Raw genomic sequence first — 18,174 nt, forward strand, 5'->3', positions numbered from 1 at the left:
CTAGAAGGCAGCACCGACACTCCAGGCCATCACAATCGCTGGCGCGCCGGATCGCCCCGCGTGGCGGCGTACCGGCTCGCCGATTGTGATGGCCTGGAGATCCGCTGCGGTTGGGGGCACCATGCGTTCATGGGTGAGATCGCGGAGCGGTACCGGCGGCGCGCGGATGCCTTCGAGCGGAAGGTCGCGGCGGTCCGGCCGGACCAGTGGGAGAACCCGTCACCGTGCGCGAAATGGACCGCGCGGGACGTGGTCGCGCATGTCGTCACGATGCATGCCGCGATGCTGACTCCGGTCGCGCGGAAACTGGAGCCGGCCGACGACCCGCTGCACGCGTTCCAGGAGGCGAAGGCCGCGATCGAGGACGTTCTCGACGATCCGATCGCCGCGTTGACCGAGACCGACACCCCGGGCGGGCGGATGACGACCGAGGAACACATCGACCAGGTGGTGTCCGACGACCTCGTGCTGCACGGCTGGGACCTCGCGCGGGCGACCGGGCAGGACGAGACGATGGACGCCGTCGACATCGAACGCCTGTGGGCCACCGCGGTCGCGATCCCGCCGGACCTGATGGCGAAGTACCGGACGCCGGGGGCCTTCGGCGAGGGCATCGAGGTGTACGGCGCCGAGATACCTGTACCGCCCGATGCCCCGCTGCAGGACCGGCTACTCGGTCTGCTCGGGCGTGAACCCTAAGAGCTCGGGGAGCGTGCTGGGGGCGTAGTACGTCGTCGGGTCCGGGCAGGTGGGCGCGGCGGTGAGCTGGGCCGGCTCGGTCATCAGGATCGCGTGACCCTTCGCGATCGCCGGCGCCAGGTACTCGTGGCCGGGAAGGTTTGCGACCGCGGTCCGGCAGCCGAGCGCCATCCCCTCGAAGAGCGCGGTGGTCGAGACACCGACCTGGTACGTCGCCGACGCGAGCAACTCCAGCGTGTTGCCTCCGGTGGAGAGCTGCACGCCGGCGGGAATCGTGTAGTCCTCCGGGCGTTCGCTCGGGTGCAGGCGATACAGAACCTCGAGGTCCGGATGCGCCTTCGCGACGGTCGCGGCGACCTGCACGAGCTCGGTCCCGATCGTGCCCTGCGAGAGGAAGACGACCCGGTTCGGTTCCTTCGCGCCGACGGGTGGCAGGAACGGGGCGCCCATCACCTCGGTCCGCTGGCCGGCCGGGAGGTCCGCGACGTCGATCCAGTACGAGCCGAAGCACCACAGCTCGTCCGGCTGGTCGGCGACGGCCGGGCGGCCCGGGTAGCTGTAGCCGAGGTGGAACGGGCTGATCGCGCCGTGCTGCAGCTCGACGACGCGGATCCCGAGATCGCGCGCGGCGCCGACGATGTGCTGGTGGAAGTACGCCACCACGAGGTACACGGTCGTGATCCGGTGCTTCTTCAGCAAGGCGCGGTACAGGGCACGCAGGCGCAGGTGCTTCGGTACTTCGCGGGCCAGCAGCGCACCCACCGGGACGCGGACACCTGTGAGTTTCTCCAGCGCGTCCGCGACGCCGCGGTCGTCGACCGTGCCGCGGTGCACGGCGCCGGCGGCGGAGGTGAAGAAGTCCAGGTTCTTGCTGCCGGCCAGCGGGGTGCCGTTGATCCCGGAGTCCAGGATCAGGGCGCGGTCGCCGAGGGTACGGCGGAGCTCGTCGGTGTAGATCTCGACACCGTTCGGTTTCCGGGGATGCGGTACGACGAGAGCGTCGTACCGGCCCGGGAAGGGCGTGCGGGTGACGACGCCGCTGACGTGCCGCGCGACCAGCGCTGCCTTGTCGTACGGCGTCCGCCGGACCGGATGTGGCGCGCCGTGGATACCGCTGCGGCGGGTCAGCTCATGGAAGACGCGCATCCGGATGATCGGCCAGGGATGAGTCCCCTTGATCTGCCACTGGAGCAGATCCAGATCGCTCTCCACCGTCCAGATCGCCCGGCACAGGTCCGCCACCGTCGGCGGTGTGCTCGGAGGTGTGGTCGGCGCCGTGCCGTTCCCGGTACTCGTCATGGTTGATCCCTACTATCCCGGCGAGACTCCCGACGCCCGAGAAGAACCGGCGGACTGCCTTCAGCAGGTGCGTCTTCCGGCCGAGCAGCAGCCCGGCGAGGGCGAACCCGATCGCGGAGATCACCCGGGCCGAAGCATAGGCCAGCACCAGCACGTAGCTGATCGCGCCCGGGCGGATCAGCAGGCGGCTGATCGTGTCGCCGCTGCCGGAGCGGAACGCGCGCCGGACCAGCCAGCGCAGCGTGGTACGGCCGACCGGGACCTCCTCGGCGATCCAGGCCTTCTCGCACCACACGATCCGGAACCCGGCGCGGTGCACGCGCAGGAAGAAGTGCAGGTCGCTGGAGCCCGTGTAGCGGAACGCGGGATGGAAGCCCGGGGTGACCGAGTGGTAGACCCGCCGGCTCACCAGGGTGTTGTTCGTGTACGCCTTGCGCAGTTCCTCGCCGGTCGGGTGCTTGCCGGTCGAGTCGTGGACGTCGCTGTAGAGGTTCCACGGCGGGGCGCCGTCCGGAAGGTTGCCCTTCACCGGGCCGGTGACAACGTCGGCGCCGGTCGCCTCCCAGGCGGTCAGCAGCGCCTTCAGCCAGCCCGGCGGGGCGACCTCGTCGTCGTCCACGAAGATCAGCGCGTCGTCGTTCCAGCACAACTCGACCGATCGCTCCCGGGCGAACGGGATCCCTGGCTCCGGTTCCACCACGGACTCGATCGGGTACGGCGTACCGTCCCCGAACTCTTTCAGAACCCGCGCGGCCGACCCTTCCGCATCGTTGTCCACCACCACGATCCGGATCGCATAATCCCCGTCGGAGGGCAGTTCCTGAGCCTGCAAACTCGTCAACAACCCTCGCAACAGAGCAGGTCGCCTGAAGGTAATCACCGCGATGGCGACACTCGTGCTCATGGCGCCCGAGACTATCGGTCCACGCCAACAACCGCCCATCCACCGGGTGTGACATCAATCCACCCCCACTCATGTATCACTGGGGCCGCACTCCCATCCGGTGCGCTGGGCCCACTCGTCCGCGCGGCGAATGGTCTGCCAGAACCAGGGGAGTTTCGCCTCGGTGTAGGCGGCGCCGTCGTGCGGGTGCTCGGCGGCGAGCCGGCGCTTCAACGACGCGTACGGCGCGAGCTCCGCGGAGTGGGCGCGGAGGTAGTGCGTTGTGAAGCAAGGTTGAGGTCGTTTCGGGAGCGTGCCGGTGGTGGTGTGGGGAGTTGTGTTGGTCGTTCTGGGTGGGTAGTGCTCCCCGGTCGTGCCGGGTCTGCCTCGTCGGGGCGGGGTTGGGGAGGATTGTGGCCCGATTCGGGAGGAAGATCCTCCCACGCCGCGTCGTGGGCCTGCGGGGGCAAGCCCGCGGGGTGGTTCACCACTGACGTTGTCCCTGAACAGCGCGCAGGCAGGCGGCCAAGGGGCCGTTTCAGGGGTGAGCCGCTTGACGATGACAACCTCAACGTTGCTTGACGACGCAGTAGTCCGAAACCGGCCGGTGCCGAAAGCAGGGTCAGCCGGTGACCGGGTGTCAGCGTCCTTTCCAGACGTTCCGCCAACCACGGTCGCGCGACCAGCCCGGACCGCCGAGCCGGCGGAAACAATTTGGTGGCGAGCACCGTCGTCGGCCCGGAAAGCATAAATCGCGGTCCGTTGTAACGCTTGGGATCAATCGAACGATTTAAGGCCGTGGCCGAATCTCATCGGCCCGTCCCGTCATGCCCCTGGGAGTTGTGGTGTTTCCGTCCCGTTTACCGCATCTGGTCGTGTCCGCGGCTGTGATCGCGGCCGGTCTGGTGGTCGTCACCAGCTCGTCCGGTAGTGCCGATGTGTCCGCTGCTCCCAACGTGCGCCGGGTGAAGTTCCAGCCCGGCACCGCGAGCGGACCGGCGTACGACCCCAAGTCGGTGATCGTGCAGTTCAAGCCGAAGGCCACCAGTTCGGCGCGCAAGGCCGCGCTGGCGAAGGTCAAGGGCACGCCCAAGGCGTCGGTGACCGCCGACGTCGTGACCGTGACCGGTGACGTGCCGGCGCCCGAGCTGCTGAAGAAGGTCAAGGCCGATCCGACCGTCGAGCTCGCCTCGCTGAACTACATCCGGCGGAAGTCCGCGACCCCGAACGACTGGCTGTACGCGAACTACCAGAAGTACCTGCCGACCGTGCGCGTCGACAAGGCGTGGGATCTCTCGAAGACCGCGGGCAGCCAGACGATCGGTGTCCTGGACACCGGTGTCGACGCCGGCCACCCGGATCTGGCCGGCCACCTGCTGCCGGGCTACAACACCTTCAACACGGCGCTCGCGCCGACCGACGGCGACGGGCACGGTACGGCGGTGACCGGCATCATCGCGGCCGGGACCGGCAACAGCACCGGCATCGCCGGCGTGGCCTGGAACGCGAAGGTCCGGCCGATCAAGGTGCTCGACGACACCGGCTCGGGTGACGACACGAACTTGATCAATGGCCTCAACTGGGCGGTCAAGAACAAAGTCCGGGTGATCAACATGTCGCTCGGTGGTGAAGGCGACGACCCGGTCCTGCACACCGCGATCAAGAACGCGGTCAACGCCGGTGTCGTCCTGGTCGCCGCGGCCGGCAACACCGGCGGCGACTCGTCGAACCACTTCCCGGGTGCCTACCCGGAGGTCCTGTCCGTCAGTGCCACGACCCCGGCCGGCGTGCTGACCAGCTTCAGCAGCTACGGCGACGCGGTCGACATCGCCGCCCCGGGCTACGACATCACCAGCACGGCACCGCGTGACCAGACCCCGGCCGGCTACGAGCCGTACTGGCTCGGCCTCGCGGGTACGTCGTTCTCGTCCCCGATCGTCGCCGGTGTGGCCGCACTGGTCCGTGACAAGTGGCCGTCGTACACCCCCGCCCAGGTGATGGCGCGTCTGAAGGCGACCGCTCGCGACGCCGGTCCGCGCGGCACCGACCCGTACTACGGCGCGGGCATCCTGGACGCCTACCAGGCCCTCGGCGGCAAGTGGACCACAGACTTCCCGCAAGGCGCCGCGGACAAGAACGACCAGCCGGCCCGCGCGGGCGAGCTGATCGCCGGCGTCGCGGTCTCCGGGACGATCAGTGTCGAAGGCGATGTCGACTGGTACAAGCTCCCGTCGAGCGCCGCGCACTCGGCGCGTATCGACCTCACCGGACCGGTGTTCGACTCGGGCACCTACGCGCAGAACTTCGGGCCGGTCATCTCGGCGTACGACAGCAATCTCAAGCCGTTGGCGTTCGTCCAGAAGCCGGAGCCGCCGGTGGACAGCCAGGGGTACGAGATCCCGCAGGCGCTGACCGCTTCGACGTACGTCAACGTCCCGGCCGAGACGATGTACATCGCCGTCCGGAACGCCAACGGTTCGCGGGACAGCCGCGCGTACTCGCTGAAGCTGATCAATGCGGTCGGCACCGGCGGCACCGCGCCGATCCCCGCCTACCCGGTCGTGGACGCGCAGCCCGGGGATCTGTCCTCCGGCGTCTCGATCCTTGCCAAACCCACGATCACCTTCCCCCGGAACGTCGACGAGAACAGTGTCGTCAACGGTGGCGTGAAACTGCTCAACGGCAAGACCGGTGCGGTGATCCCGACGACCGTCACGTACGACCACACCGTCCGCCGGGCGGAGATCGCGCCGGCGTCCCCGCTCGCTGAGGCAACGCCGTTCCGGATCGTCGCCGACGGTGTCGTCTCGCTCGATCCCACGGTGCCGATGGTGCCGTTCACCTCGGTGTTCAGTACGGAGGACCGCCTTCCGGGGCCGGTGCAACTCGTCGGGGTCGGCGCCTATCTGGCCGCCAACCTGACGTGGACGATCCCGCCGACCACGGACCTCGACCAGGTGATCATTCGCCGCAATGTCGGGAGCAAGGCGCCGACGACGGCCACCGGGACGCTCGTGTACGCGGGCACAGGGTACTCGGTGAAGGACACCGGGCTCGCGCAAGGTACGACGTACACGTATGCCGCCTGGATCAAGGACCGTGCCGGGCACTACAGCGCCCAGCCCGCGGTGAAGCAGTTGCTGGGGATGAAGTCGGGGATCAGCGTGACGTCGACGCTGATCAACTACGGCGGCGCGATCACGATCAAGGGCAGCACGCTGCGGATCGACAACCTGGCGTACGCCGGGTTGCCGGTGAACGTCTACGTCCGGCCGAAGAACTCGTCGAAGTTCACCTTGCTGGCGGCGCTCAAGACGTCGTCGACCGGGACGCTGTCGCTGACGCACAAGCCGCTCGTGTCGTCGGTCTACATGCTGACGTTCCCAGGGAACGGGATCCTGATGGGCACCCGCACCGCCGACGTCACCGTCCAGATCAAGCCGACGATCTCGGCCACCCTGTCGCCGGCGTCCATCCGCCTCGGCGCGACCACCGCCTTCAGTGGGTACGTCGCGCCCGCGCACGCCGGCCAGACGGTCTACCTGCAGCAGTACGGCAGCAAGGTGTGGAAGTCGATCGCTTCGGTCAAGCTGAGCACGTCGGGTAAGTACGCGTTCGGCATCAAGCCGGCCGTGCGTGGCCAGATCGCCTACCGGGTCTTCTTCCCGGGCGACGCCGACCACGCCCCGGCGTACACGGTGAACAAGATCGTCACCATCAGCTGAACACCAGCACGGGAGGGCCGCCTGGCCCTCCCGTGCTGGTCAGGCTGTGGTCAGCGTGTGACCGGGGATCGCGGCGATCAGTTGCTTGGTGTACTCCTCGCGCGGGGACCGGAAGATCGTGTCCGGGTCCCCGGACTCGACGACCTGGCCCGCGCTCATCACGTAGACATGGTGGGACACCAGCCGGACGACGGCCAGGTCGTGGCTGATGAACAGGTACGAGAGCCCGAGCTCCTGCTGCAGCGAGACCATCAGGTCGAGGATCTGTTCCTGGACCAGCACGTCCAACGCGCTGACGGCCTCGTCCATGACCACCAGTTCGGGGTTCAACGCGAGAGCACGGGCGATCGCGACTCGCTGCCGCTGACCGCCCGAGAGCTCGTGCGGGTAGCGGTCGGCGAACGAGGCCGGCAGGGCGACCTGGTCCAGCAGCTCGGTCACCGCCTTCTGGCGGGCTGCGGCGTCGCCGATCTTGTGCACCCGCAACGGCTCCGCGATGACCTGCGCGATCGTGTACCGCGGGTCCAGCGAGCCGTAGGGGTTCTGGAACACCGGCTGGACCGAGCGCCGGAACGCCATCAGCTCCTTGCCTCGCAACCCGGAGATGTCGGTCCCGCGGTACCGAACGGTGCCGCCGTCCGCATCCTCGAGCCGCAGGGCGAGACGGGCAGTCGTGGATTTGCCGGAGCCGGATTCGCCGACGATCGCGACGGTCTGTCCGCGCGGGATGACCAGGTCGACGTTGTCCACGGCCAGGAACGGTTCGGCGCGGCCACGGAGGCGGTACTTCTTGACGGCGCCGGTCATCTCCAGCAGGTTCTCCGGCTCCTTCGCACGAGCGGGCGCCACCTTCGCACTGGCCATGCCGGGCGCCGCGGCCAGCAGCCGGCGGGTGTACTCGTGCTGCGGTTCCGCGATGAGTTCGGCGGCCCGACCGGTCTCGACGATCTCGCCGCGATACATCACCGCGACCCGATCCGCCCGCTCCGCGGCGAGCGCGAGGTCATGGGTGATCAGCAGTACGGCGGCGCCGAGCTCGGACGCGAGCTGCCCCATCTGGTCCAGGACGAGACGCTGCACGGTCACGTCGAGCGCGGACGTCGGCTCGTCGGCCAGCAGTACCTCGGGCCGGCACGCGAGCGCCATCGCGATCAGCACCCGCTGCCGCATGCCGCCGGAGAACTCGTGCGGATACTGGTTGAAGCGCGCCTCGGCATCGCTGATACCCGCCTCGCCGAGCAGCCGGACCGCCTCAGTACGAGCGGCCTCCCCTTTGGCCAGACCGTGGACCTCGAGTGCCTCGACGATCTGGGCCCCGATCCTCATCACCGGGTTCAGGTTCGTCATCGGGTCCTGCGGAACCAGGCCGATGCGGTTGCCGCGGATGCCCGTCATGCGCTTCTCGCTCGCCGCGGTGACGTCCAGATCGCCGAGCATGATCGTCCCGCCGGAGATCCGGCCGTTGTCGGCCAGCAACCGGTTCACGCACGCGACCAGGGTCGACTTCCCGGAGCCGGACTCGCCGACGATCGCGAGCGTCTCACCCGCGGCGACGTCGAGGCTGACGTTGCGGACGGCTTCCACCTCGCCGCGCGAGGTGGTGAAGGCCACCGACAGGTCGCGCACCTTCAGGATGGTGGTCATCGTTCCTCGTTCGCGGTCTGATCGAGCAGGTGTACGGCGCCGTCCAGCAGCGTCGCCTGAATCTGTGCGCCGGTGACCAAGCCGTCCATCCGAGCGCCTATCTCCGACTGGGTCCGGCCGAGCGTGCCGTAGAGACGCATGGCCCCGCCGGCGATCACGATCGGCCGCTCGAGTCCGAGGGCGAAGTACGTGCCGGTGAAACCACCGTGCTGGAGCAACGTCAGCGGACCTTCACCGGTCATGATCTGCGTACGCCGGAACCCGACCGCCTGCTCCGGCTGGATCGCCGCCGGTCGGGCGAATCGCGTCAGTACCTCGCGCAGCTCGTCACTCTGGAGTGCGGCGCCGAGAAGCAAGAGATCGTCGACCGTGCTGAACAGACCGGCGTGCCCGGCAATGCCTCCCAGCGCATGGGCTGCGTTGCCGTCGTCGACCTCGCCCCGCAAGCTTCGCCATCGCCAGCCGTCGAACGCGTCCGGAGCGAACGGGACGGCGTACGGCCGGCCGGTGGCGATCATCTCGAACTCGTAGCCGTCGCCGTCCGCGCTGGTGACGGCTTGATCAGCTGAGATCGGACCGTACGACGCGGTGAGTGACAGCGGCTCGGCGATCAGCTTCTGGAAGGCCTCCGCCTGGCTGAGCGTCGTGATGCGTTCGATGATGTGTCCGGCCAGGATCAGTCCGAGGTCGGAGTACCTCCACGTCTTGCCTGGCGCGGCGGCGAGGGGAACTGTCTGCGCGCGGAGCAGGGCGTCGTCGCGGTCGCCCGGTTCGCAGTACAGCGGCCACCAGGGCTGGAGGCCGGCTGTGTGCGTCAGCAGTTGCTCGACGGTGGTATCGGCGTGGAGGCCGGGCAGATACCGCTGCGCCGGCGCCTCGAGATCGAGCGAGCCTTCGGCCACCAGGTGCATCGCGAGCGTGGTCGTCGAGGCGACTTTAGTGACCGAGGCAAGGTCCAGGAACAGTTGGCGAGTCATCGGTACGCCGACCGATTCGGCACCCGGAAGCACCGCCCAGCCCCCGGCGTCGACCTGGGTCTCGCCGCCGATCCGGACTCCGGCGATGGCGCTCGCCGGGTGCTGGTGTTCGCCGCCGAGACCGAGCAGCCGGTCGACGACATCGCCGAGCACGGCCATCACCGGCCTCCGGTCCTGGGGTCGAGCGCCGCACGCAGGCTGTCGCCGAGAAGGTTGAGGCCGATCACCGCCAGGATCAGCGCGGTCCCCGGGAACAGCAGCATCCACGGCGCGACGCTGGTCAGCGTCTGGGCGTCGTACACCATGCCGCCGAGCGACGCGGCCGGCGGCGGCGTACCGAAACCGAGGAAACTCAGCGCTGCTTCGGTCAGGATCGCCCAGGACAGCGACAGTGTGACCTGGACGACCAGGAGGCCGCGCATGTTCGGGAGGACGTGCTCGAACAGGGTCGAGAACCGGCTGCGCCCGATCGCGGTCGATGCCAGCACGTAGTCGGCGGTGCGCAGCGTGAGCACCGGCCCGCGGGCGACGCGGGCGAAGATCGGCAGGTAGACGATGGCGATCGAGATGCTGACCGTGACCCAGCTGCGCTTCAGCGTCGCGGCCAGGGCGAGCGCCAGCAGCAGCGACGGGAACGCGAAGAGCACGTTGGTGACGACGCCGACGATCCGGTCGACCAGTCCCTGGTAGTAGCCGCCGAGTACGCCGAGGACGGTCCCCGCGATCGCGGCCGCGGCCACCGAGACGATTGCTATCCGCAACGAATTGGCCAGTCCGGAGGCAACCCGCGAGAAGACGTCACGACCGAACTGGTCGGTCCCGAACCAGTGCGCCGAGCCGGGAGACTTGAGCGCGTCCGCGACGTTCTGGTGCGCGGGGTCGTACGGCGTCAGGCCGAACAGCGACACCAACGCGACGACGAGAACGAGCAGCATCAGGACCACGCCGACGATGCCGGCCGGCGTCCGGAACGCCTGCAGCCAGGCCCGGGTACGCCGGGGCGCATCGATCGGTACATCGGGGACGTCGTGCAGCTCGGCGCTCATCGGACCCGCGCTTTCGGGTCGACGAGTCGGTAGACGAGATCGGTGAGCAGGTTCACCAGCACGAACATCGTGGCGATGATCAGCACGGTGCTCTGCACGACGGCGTACTCCTTCTGTGTGAGGCCGAGCAGGACCTGCCGGCCGATCCCCGGGATCGCGAAGATCTGCTCGGCCACCAGGGCGCCGCCCAGCAGGAAGCCGAACTGCAGGCCGGTCATCGTCACCACCGGAATCAGCGCGTTGCGCAGGATGTGCCGGATCTGCAGGCGGCGCTCGGGCACACCCTTGGCCCGCGCGGTCCGGACGTAGTCCTCGGCCCGGATGGACAGGATCGCGGTCCGCGTGGTCTGCAGGACGGGCGGAGCGATGCTGATGCCGAGCACGAGGACGGGCAGGATCATCTGCTGCAGGTTGAGCCCGGGGTCCTGGGCGAACGTCTTGAACCCCTCGCCGTTCGGATACCAGCCGAAGGTGTTCGCCAGCCAGCTGGCCAGGACGGTGGCCAGCAGGAACGACGGAACGGACAACGCCAGCAGGCTGCCCAGCTGGGTGAGGTTGTCGCGTGCCTTGCCGGGGCGGCCGGCGGCGACCACGCCCAGCGGCACACCGAGGAGCAGGCCGGCCAGGATCGCCAGGACGGCCAGCTCGAGCGTGTTCGGCAACGCCTGCCCGGTCAGCTGAGCCACGCTCACGTGCGAGGTGGTGGAGACGCCCAGATTGCCGGTCAGGACTCCGCGAAGCCAGTCGAAGTACTGGACCGGCAGCGACTTGTCGAGGCCGTAGTACGCCTCGAGGGACCGGACCTGCTCGGGTGACAGCTCACCGGCGGCGGTGCCGTACGACGCCGTGATCTGGTTGCCCGGCACGACCCGGAGCAGCACGAAGGTCAGCACGGACACGCCCACCAGCGTCAGGACGGCCTCACCGATCCGTCGCGTGACTGGATGGCGCGCCAGGACACGGACGTTGTTCATCAGGACAGCGAGGCCTTCCAGAGCGTCGACAGGCTCGCGTCGCTGCGCGCCTCGAAGTTGGAGACCTTGGTGTTGACCGCGATGAACTCCTTCGGCGTGAACAGCCAGACCCAGGCCGCGTTGTTCACGAGCTGGTCGGACAGCTTCTTGTACGTCGCCTGCCGCTTGGCGGTGTCGGTGGTGGCGATGCCTTCGGCGAACAACGTGTCGAGCTCCGGGGAGCTGTAGCCGGCCACCTTGTTGTAGCTGCCGGTGGACGTGAAGTACCGGGCGTACATGGTGTTCGGGTCGGCGCTGCCGCCGTTCTGTGCGATGGCGGCCTCGAAGTCACCGGCTAGCCATTTCTGCACGTAGGTGTTCGAGTCCAGGGTCTGCACGTTGACCTTGATGCCGACCTTGCCGAGCTGGGCCTGGACGTTCTGTGCCTCGTTGACCGCGGTGGAGTACAGGCCCTGCGACGTGATCAGGTTCAGCGCGAAGCCGTCGGGCTTGCCTGCCTTGGCGAGATAGTCCTTCGCCTTCGCGAGATCCTGGTTCGCGCAAGGCTGCGCGCTCGGGTCGGACTTGAACTCAGGGGAGGTGATCGGCCCGGTGATGTCGCCCGCGCCGAGCGCGGCGGAGTCCACCACCTCCTTGCGGGCGATCGCGCACTGGATCGCCAGTCGGGCGTTGACGTTCGTCAGCGCCGGAGACGTCGCTCGGAGCTGGAGCACGTGGTACTGCAGCGAGGCGACGGTGTCGACCTTCACCTTGTCGGACGTCGCGGTCTTGGCCGTCACGGGGTTGTCGAAGACCGCCACGTGGACCGATCCGGTCTTCAGCGCCGAGACCATCGACTGGTCGTCGGGGATGATGCGGAACTCCAGGTTGGCCGCGCCCGGCTTGCCACCGGCGAAGTCCGGGTTGCGCTGCAGCGTGATCGACCCGTTCGGCGTCCGCTTCGAGAACTGGTAGGGACCGGAGCCGATCGGTTTCGTCTGCAGGCTGTCGACCGTGACGTCCGATGGGACGATCCCGGTGTTCACCCCGGTCAGCCCGACCGGGAACGACGCGTCGGGTTTCTTCAGCTTGACCACGACCGTGGTCGGGTCCGGCGCCGCGACACTGGCGACCGAGGCGAAGTACGACTTCGAGCTGGCCTTGGAGTCGGGGTCCATGATCTTGTCGAAGGTGTACTTCACATCGGTGGCGTCGAGCGCGGAGCCGTTGGTGAACTTCAGGCCCTTCTTCAGCGCGAAGGTGTACGTGATGCCGTCGGCCGAGACCTTCGGGAGCTCGGCCAGGCCGGCGATCGGGTTGTGGTCCGCGTCGGTGTCGAGCAGGGTCGAGTAGATCTGCGAGAGCACCTGGATCGACTGCTCGGAGGTGCTGGTCCACGGGACCATCTGGGTCGGATCCGCGGTGATACCGAAGACCAGCGTGGAGTCGGCGCCGGCCGACCCCGAGCCTGGAGAACTGTTGCCTGAGCACCCGGCGACCAGCAAGGCGGCGGCGGTAACGGCGGCACCAGCACTGAATGCGCGGCTGCCGGCGCGGCTGACCTTGGACACGAGAGGCCTCCTTGGCATCGGGTGTGTCGACTGAGTGTCCTGAGGACACTAGGTCAATTTCTTACCAGACTCGAACCTCGGTCGGCGACCAAATCACCACAGGTTGGTTTGCTGTACCTGTGGGTACAGTTGGCCGGATGGAGACCGTTGAGCGGCTGATTCGCAGTACGCAGGAGTTGTTGTGGGAGCGGGGGTACGTCGGGACCTCGCCGAAGGCGATTCAGCGGGCGGCGGAGGCGGGGCAGGGGAGTATGTATCACCACTTCGCGGGGAAGGCGGAGTTGGCGAAGGCGGCGATCGAGCGGTCCGGGGCTGACCTGCGGGAAGCGGCGGAGCGGCAGCTCGGCGGGGACGGGTCGGCGACCGAGCGGATCAGTGGGTACCTCGAGCGGGAGCGCGACGTGCTCAAGGGCTGCCGGGTTGGGCGGTTGACCGCAGATCCGGACGTGGTTGCGGATCCGGAATTGCGGGCACCAGTGGCCGAGACGTTCGCCTGGTTGCGGACGCGGTTGGCGGAGGTTGTTGCGGAGGGCAAGCGGGACGGTGAGTATCCGGCGACGCTGGATGCGGACCGGACGGCCGCGACGATCGCCGCCGTACTGCAGGGTGGTTACGTGCTGGCGCGGGCGGCCGGGTCGACCGAACCGTTCGAGCTCGCCGTTCAGGGCTTGATCGACTTGTTGCCGGAGGCTACGAAGTGAAAATCGGTGCGGTGTTCCCGCAGCTCGAGATCGGCGCGGACCCGAAGGTCGTGCGCGACTGGGCCACGACGGTGGAGGCGGCCGGGTACAACCACGTGCTCGCCTACGACCACGTGCTCGGCGCGGACCCGGCGAATCGCCCGGGCTGGACCGGGTACACCGACAAGTCCTTGTTCCACGAGGTTTTCGTCCTCTTCGGGTACCTCGCCGCAATCACCACCGACCTCGAACTGGTGACCGGTGTGCTCGTGCTCCCGCAGCGGCAGACCGCGCTCGTCGCGAAGCAGGCGGCAGAGGTCGACGTACTGAGTGGTGGCCGGCTTCGGCTCGGCGTCGGCATCGGGTGGAACGCGGTCGAGTACGACGCACTTGGCGTACCGTTCGAGAAGCGCGCGGCGCGGATGACCCAGCAGGTCGAACTGCTGCGCAAGCTGTGGGCCGAGCCGGTCATCTCGTACGACGGCGCCTTCGATCACGTCGAGGAGGCGGGCCTGAACCCGTTGCCGGGCCGCGAGATCCCGATCTGGTTCGGCGGCGGCGCCGACGCGGTACTGCGACGTACCGGCCGGATCGGTGACGGGTGGATGCCGCAGTCGGCGCCGGATGACAACGCGCGGCGGCAGGTCGCGATGATCCGCGAGGCGGCCGAGAAGGCGGGTCGCGATCCGGGCAGTGTCGGGATCGAGGCACGGTTGACGCTGGGCGCCGTACCCGAGCAGGACTGGCAGGCCTTCGCGGAGGGCTGGCGTGAGCTCGGCGCGACCCACCTCTGCGTCAACACGATGAACATGGGCCTGGCGAAACCCGAGGACCATGCCGGCGTACTGCGTGAGGTCCTGCCTCAGCTCACGTAATCGGCGAACGGGCCGGGGCCGACGATGCCGGGGACGGGCTGTTCCACCGAGGTGACGTCGAACGACTCCCAGGCGGGCATGTTCGGTGTTGTCGAAGCCGATCACCCGTGCGTGGCGTGGCGGCTTGGAGGAGTTCACCCCCGGCGGACCGTTCACGGTGTCGCTCAACGTGAGCGGCGCCCGGGCGCGACTCCTCGTCCAGGGCAGTGAGGTGGCGGTGCAGGAGAAGGACGGCTGGATTACGGTCGGGGTAGATCGGATCACCGATCACGAAGTCGTAGTACTGGATTAAGGAGCTCCCCGTGTCAGTCGATGTCACCGGCCCGATGAACGAGCGGTACGACGAGATCCTCACCGAGCGTGCGCTCGGCCTGATCGAGACGCTGCACCGCGCGTACGACGGGCGGCGGCGGGAGCTGCTCGAGCGCCGCAAGCAGCGGGTCGCGGAGATCGCGGCCGGAGCCGCGCTGGGGTTCCTGACCGACACGAAGGACATCCGGGACGACCCGGAGTGGCGGGTCGCGCCCGCCGCTCCGGGCCTCGTCGACCGGCGGGTGGAGATCACCGGCCCGACGGACCGGAAGATGACGATCAACGCGCTGAACTCCGGCGCGAAGGTCTGGCTGGCCGACCAGGAAGACGCGAACACGCCGACCTGGGAGAACGTCGTCGGCGGCCAGCTGAACCTGCTCGACGCGATCACCCGCCAGATCGACTTCAGCACCGACACGAAGAGCTACGCGCTGAAGCCGGACGCCGAGCTCGCGACGATCGTCGTCCGCCCGCGCGGCTGGCACCTGCCGGAGAAGCACATCCTGGTCGACGGCGAGCGGACGTCCGGCTCGCTGGTGGACTTCGCGCTGTACTTCGCGGCGTGCGCGCAGCTGCAGCTCGACCGGGGGCAGGGACCGTACTTCTATTTGCCGAAGATGGAGTCGCACCTCGAGGCGCGGTTGTGGAACGACGTGTTCGTCACCGCGCAGGAGGCGCTCGGGATCCCGCGCGGAACGATCCGGGCGACGGTGCTGATCGAGACCTACCCGGCCGCGTTCGAGATGGAGGAGATCCTCTACGAGCTGCGCGAGCACTCCGCCGGCCTGAACGCCGGCCGCTGGGACTACATGTTCAGCGTGATCAAGACGCACCGCACCCGGGGTACGGCGTTCCAGTTGCCGGACCGCAACAGCGTGACGATGACCGTGCCGTTCATGCGCGCGTACACCGAACTACTGGTGCGGACCTGCCACAAGCGCGGAGCGCACGCGATCGGCGGGATGGCGGCGTTCATCCCGAGCAAGGACCCGGCCGTCAACGAGCAGGCGTTCGCGAAGGTCCAGGCCGACAAGACCCGTGAGGCCGGCGACGGTTTCGACGGCTCGTGGGTCGCGCACCCGGGCATGGTCGAGACCTGCCGCGCCGTCTTCGACTCCGTGCTCGGCGAGCGCCCGAACCAGGTCGACAAGCTCCGCGAGGACGTCTCGGTGACTGCCGACCAGCTCCTCGACGTCGCCGCCACGCCCGGTGCGGTGACCGAGGTGGGCCTGCGCAACAACGTCAGCGTCGCCGTTCAGTACCTCGCTGCCTGGCTGGAGGGCACCGGCGCGGTCGGGATCTTCAACCTGATGGAGGATGCGGCCACCGCGGAGATCTCGCGGTCGCAGATCTGGCAGTGGCGACAGGACCACGTCGTCCTCGACACCGGCGAGACCGTCACCACCGAGTTCGTCGAACGCATCGCCGACGAGGAGATCGCCAAGCTCGGCACGCCGGAGCGTTACGACGCCGCCCGCGCACTGTTCCTCGAGGTGGCGCTGGCCGACGAGTACGTCGACTTCCTGACGCTGCCGGCGTACGAACGCTTCAGCTGACACCTGAGCCGCCCTTGACCTGACAAGGGAGTAGCCGCCGCGACCACTGGTCGAGACCAATTACGGTTATGGCCGTAAAGCGTTGACTTCGCGCCCTGACGGTCCTACGGTCCCGACCATAAGTCGAGTTCCGGACGCCAGAAAGGCGGCACTCCCTTGACCAAGCGTGCGAGGACGAGCTCGGTTCCCCCTGCCGGTCAGACCCGGCGCGACTTCCTCCGGTGGTCCGGCCTGACCGTCGCCGCGATCGGCGGCAGCTGGTCGTTGACCGGGTGCGGACTGTTCGGCGACGACAGCAAGGCCGCCGCCGATGGGAAGTCGACGCTGACGATCGACTACGTGCCGGTCGAGGTGCTCGACCCGCAGGTGATCACCAACGGCATGTGGATCCTGAGCCGCGGCATCTCCGAGGGTCTGGTCGCCCAGAACGAGAAGGGCGACGGCGTCCAGCCGGCCGTCGCGAGCGAGTGGAAGGTCTCCGACGACCACCTGACCTACACCTTCACGCTGCGCGACAACGCCCAGTGGTCGGACGGCAAACCGGTCGTTGCCCAGGACTTCGAACGCACCTACAAGCGGCTGTTCACCCCGGCCGGCGGTTCGGCCGGTGGTACGACGCTCGGCGCGAACAGCTATCAGACCGCGACCGGGATCAAGGGCGCGCAGGACTTCCTGGCCGGTGTCCTGACCGACTGGACGAAGGTCGGCGTGCACGCGAACGGCGACCACGAGCTCGTCCTCACGCTCGCCAACCCCAACCCGGACTTCCTGCTCGCGCTCACCCACCCGGCGATGCTTCCGCTGCCGATGGATCTGGTCGAGGGCAAGCCGAAGGAGTGGCAGAACCCGCCGAACTACGTGTCCAACGGCCCGTACACGGTGAGCGAGTGGGTGGCGAACTCGAAGCTGATCCTGGTGCCCAACGAGAAGTACTGGGACCGCGACAAGGTCAAGATCGGCCGGATCCAGGTCAACCTGGTCGAGCCGAGCGCGGCAGCGACCGCGACGGTGCCGTACGAGAACGGTGAGACCGACCTGGTCCAGCTCGCGGGGCCCGACGTACTGCGGTTCCAGAAGGACGGGAACCTGTCGAAGCAACTCCAGCAGACCGCGAACTACAGCATTCTGTACCTCGCGAAGCTGCGCAGTCAGCACAAGGCGATGGAGGACGTCCGCGTCCGCAAGGCGCTGTCGCTGGCGCTGGATCGCAAGACGTTGGCCGGCGTACAACCCGGGCAGGAACCGGGCGTTTCGCTGGTGACCAGCCGGACCGCGGGCTGGGACGAGAGCATCGGGATCAAGGAAGACGTCGCCGAGGCGAAGAAACTGCTCGCCGAGGCCGGTTACCCCAACGGACAGGGCCTGCCGCCGGTGCGGATCTTGGTCGGCGTACCGGACACGACGCTCGCCGACGCGATGGTCGACAGCTGGACCAAGCAGCTCGGTATCAAGGCGAGCGTCGACCACGTCGAGGCCGGTGTGTACACCGAGCGGCGCTGGCAGGTCCAGAAGGGCAACTACATCGGCTTCTACTACGGCACGTTCGCCGGGCTGCCGACGTGGCCGACGATGGTGGGCTCGCTGTGGTCGCCGAAGAACGTGCAGGAGATCAGCCTGCCGAGCGATCAATGGCAGCAGTACCAGGCGCTGCAGGACGACAAGAACCTCAAGCCGGCCGACAAGACCGCGCAGCTGAACGCCGTCCTCACCGCACACGCCTCGGCTCCCGCGCGCGAGATCGGTGCCCTGGTGGAGAAGGCGAACCTCGAGACGGACGACGCGAAGCGGCTGGAGGTGTACAAGCAGGCCGCGAAGCTGCGCGAGGAGCAGTACCTGTACCTGCCGGTGCTCTGGCTGAGTCTCTTCCACGCGGTCAAACCGAAGGTGCACGGGCTCCAGCTCCGCGCGTACCCGGACTACTTCTACCTCAAGCCGCTGAGCGTAGGGGAGTGAC

General features: G+C 68.2%; 15 protein-coding genes. 7 read left to right on the forward strand and 8 right to left on the reverse strand.

What is annotated here, in order from left to right; all coding sequences use genetic code 11:
- Positions 1-129: 129 nt before the first annotated feature.
- Positions 130-699 (forward strand): TIGR03086 family metal-binding protein, encoded by a 570-nt coding sequence (locus ACWGID_RS15650; RefSeq protein ID WP_452197159.1) that lies wholly within the window; start codon positions 130-132, stop codon positions 697-699.
- On the opposite strand, the gene ACWGID_RS15655 is transcribed toward ACWGID_RS15650, so the two are convergent.
- The 3 genes from ACWGID_RS15655 to ACWGID_RS15665 form a co-directional block, all read right to left on the reverse strand.
- Complete coding sequence (locus tag ACWGID_RS15655) at positions 670-1,845, reverse strand: hypothetical protein (protein ID WP_452197365.1); 1,176 nt, start codon at positions 1,843-1,845, stop codon at positions 670-672. The two genes, ACWGID_RS15650 and ACWGID_RS15655, sit on opposite strands and share 30 nt — an antisense overlap.
- A complete protein-coding gene (locus ACWGID_RS15660) occupies positions 1,829-2,902 on the reverse strand; it encodes a glycosyltransferase (RefSeq protein ID WP_452197160.1) in 1,074 nt (357 codons plus the stop codon). Before ACWGID_RS15660 ends, ACWGID_RS15655 begins: the two co-directional genes overlap by 17 nt.
- Positions 2,903-2,971: 69 nt before the next feature.
- Entirely contained in the window at positions 2,972-3,553 is a 582-nt protein-coding gene (locus ACWGID_RS15665) for a GrpB family protein (RefSeq protein WP_452197161.1), read from the reverse strand.
- Positions 3,554-3,756: 203 nt separating this feature from the next.
- On the opposite strand from ACWGID_RS15665, the gene ACWGID_RS15670 reads away from it, so the two are divergent.
- Positions 3,757-6,606, forward strand: coding sequence for a S8 family serine peptidase (locus ACWGID_RS15670; RefSeq protein WP_452197162.1), 2,850 nt, complete (start codon positions 3,757-3,759; stop codon positions 6,604-6,606).
- Positions 6,607-6,645: 39 nt separating this feature from the next.
- Here the strand turns inward: ACWGID_RS15670 and ACWGID_RS15675 are convergent, their stop codons facing one another.
- The 5 genes from ACWGID_RS15675 to ACWGID_RS15695 are packed head-to-tail and all read right to left on the reverse strand — an operon-like array spanning position 6,646 to position 12,797.
- Positions 6,646-8,250, reverse strand: coding sequence for an ABC transporter ATP-binding protein (locus tag ACWGID_RS15675; RefSeq protein ID WP_452197163.1), 1,605 nt, complete (start codon positions 8,248-8,250; stop codon positions 6,646-6,648).
- The gene (locus tag ACWGID_RS15680) at positions 8,247-9,386 is read right to left on the reverse strand and encodes a serine hydrolase domain-containing protein (RefSeq protein WP_452197164.1); all 1,140 of its coding nucleotides are present in this window, start codon (positions 9,384-9,386) and stop codon (positions 8,247-8,249) included. The genes ACWGID_RS15675 and ACWGID_RS15680 overlap by 4 nt, the downstream gene beginning before the upstream one ends.
- On the reverse strand, positions 9,386-10,273 hold the full coding sequence (locus ACWGID_RS15685; protein ID WP_452197165.1) for an ABC transporter permease: 888 nt from the start codon (positions 10,271-10,273) through the stop codon (positions 9,386-9,388). Before ACWGID_RS15685 ends, ACWGID_RS15680 begins: the two co-directional genes overlap by 1 nt.
- Positions 10,270-11,247, reverse strand: coding sequence for an ABC transporter permease (locus tag ACWGID_RS15690; RefSeq protein WP_452197166.1), 978 nt, complete (start codon positions 11,245-11,247; stop codon positions 10,270-10,272). Before ACWGID_RS15690 ends, ACWGID_RS15685 begins: the two co-directional genes overlap by 4 nt.
- Complete coding sequence (locus ACWGID_RS15695; RefSeq protein ID WP_452197167.1) at positions 11,247-12,797, reverse strand: ABC transporter substrate-binding protein; 1,551 nt, start codon at positions 12,795-12,797, stop codon at positions 11,247-11,249. Before ACWGID_RS15695 ends, ACWGID_RS15690 begins: the two co-directional genes overlap by 1 nt.
- A 137-nt stretch (positions 12,798-12,934) precedes the next feature.
- On the opposite strand from ACWGID_RS15695, the gene ACWGID_RS15700 reads away from it, so the two are divergent.
- From ACWGID_RS15700 to ACWGID_RS15720, 5 genes are all read left to right on the forward strand, one after another.
- The gene (locus ACWGID_RS15700) at positions 12,935-13,498 is read left to right on the forward strand and encodes a TetR/AcrR family transcriptional regulator (protein WP_452197168.1); all 564 of its coding nucleotides are present in this window, start codon (positions 12,935-12,937) and stop codon (positions 13,496-13,498) included.
- Entirely contained in the window at positions 13,495-14,352 is an 858-nt protein-coding gene (locus tag ACWGID_RS15705) for an LLM class F420-dependent oxidoreductase (protein ID WP_452197169.1), read from the forward strand. The genes ACWGID_RS15700 and ACWGID_RS15705 overlap by 4 nt, the downstream gene beginning before the upstream one ends.
- A gap of 85 nt (positions 14,353-14,437) precedes the next feature.
- Positions 14,438-14,644 (forward strand): hypothetical protein, encoded by a 207-nt coding sequence (locus tag ACWGID_RS15710; protein WP_452197170.1) that lies wholly within the window; start codon positions 14,438-14,440, stop codon positions 14,642-14,644.
- 10 nt (positions 14,645-14,654) lie between these two features.
- The gene (gene aceB / locus ACWGID_RS15715) at positions 14,655-16,220 is read left to right on the forward strand and encodes a malate synthase A (RefSeq protein ID WP_452197171.1); all 1,566 of its coding nucleotides are present in this window, start codon (positions 14,655-14,657) and stop codon (positions 16,218-16,220) included.
- 156 nt (positions 16,221-16,376) lie between these two features.
- Positions 16,377-18,173 (forward strand): peptide ABC transporter substrate-binding protein, encoded by a 1,797-nt coding sequence (locus ACWGID_RS15720; RefSeq protein WP_452197172.1) that lies wholly within the window; start codon positions 16,377-16,379, stop codon positions 18,171-18,173.
- The last annotated feature ends 1 nt before the right edge of the window (position 18,174 follow it).

It is taken from the genome of Kribbella sp. NPDC054772 (genome assembly GCF_053611945.1).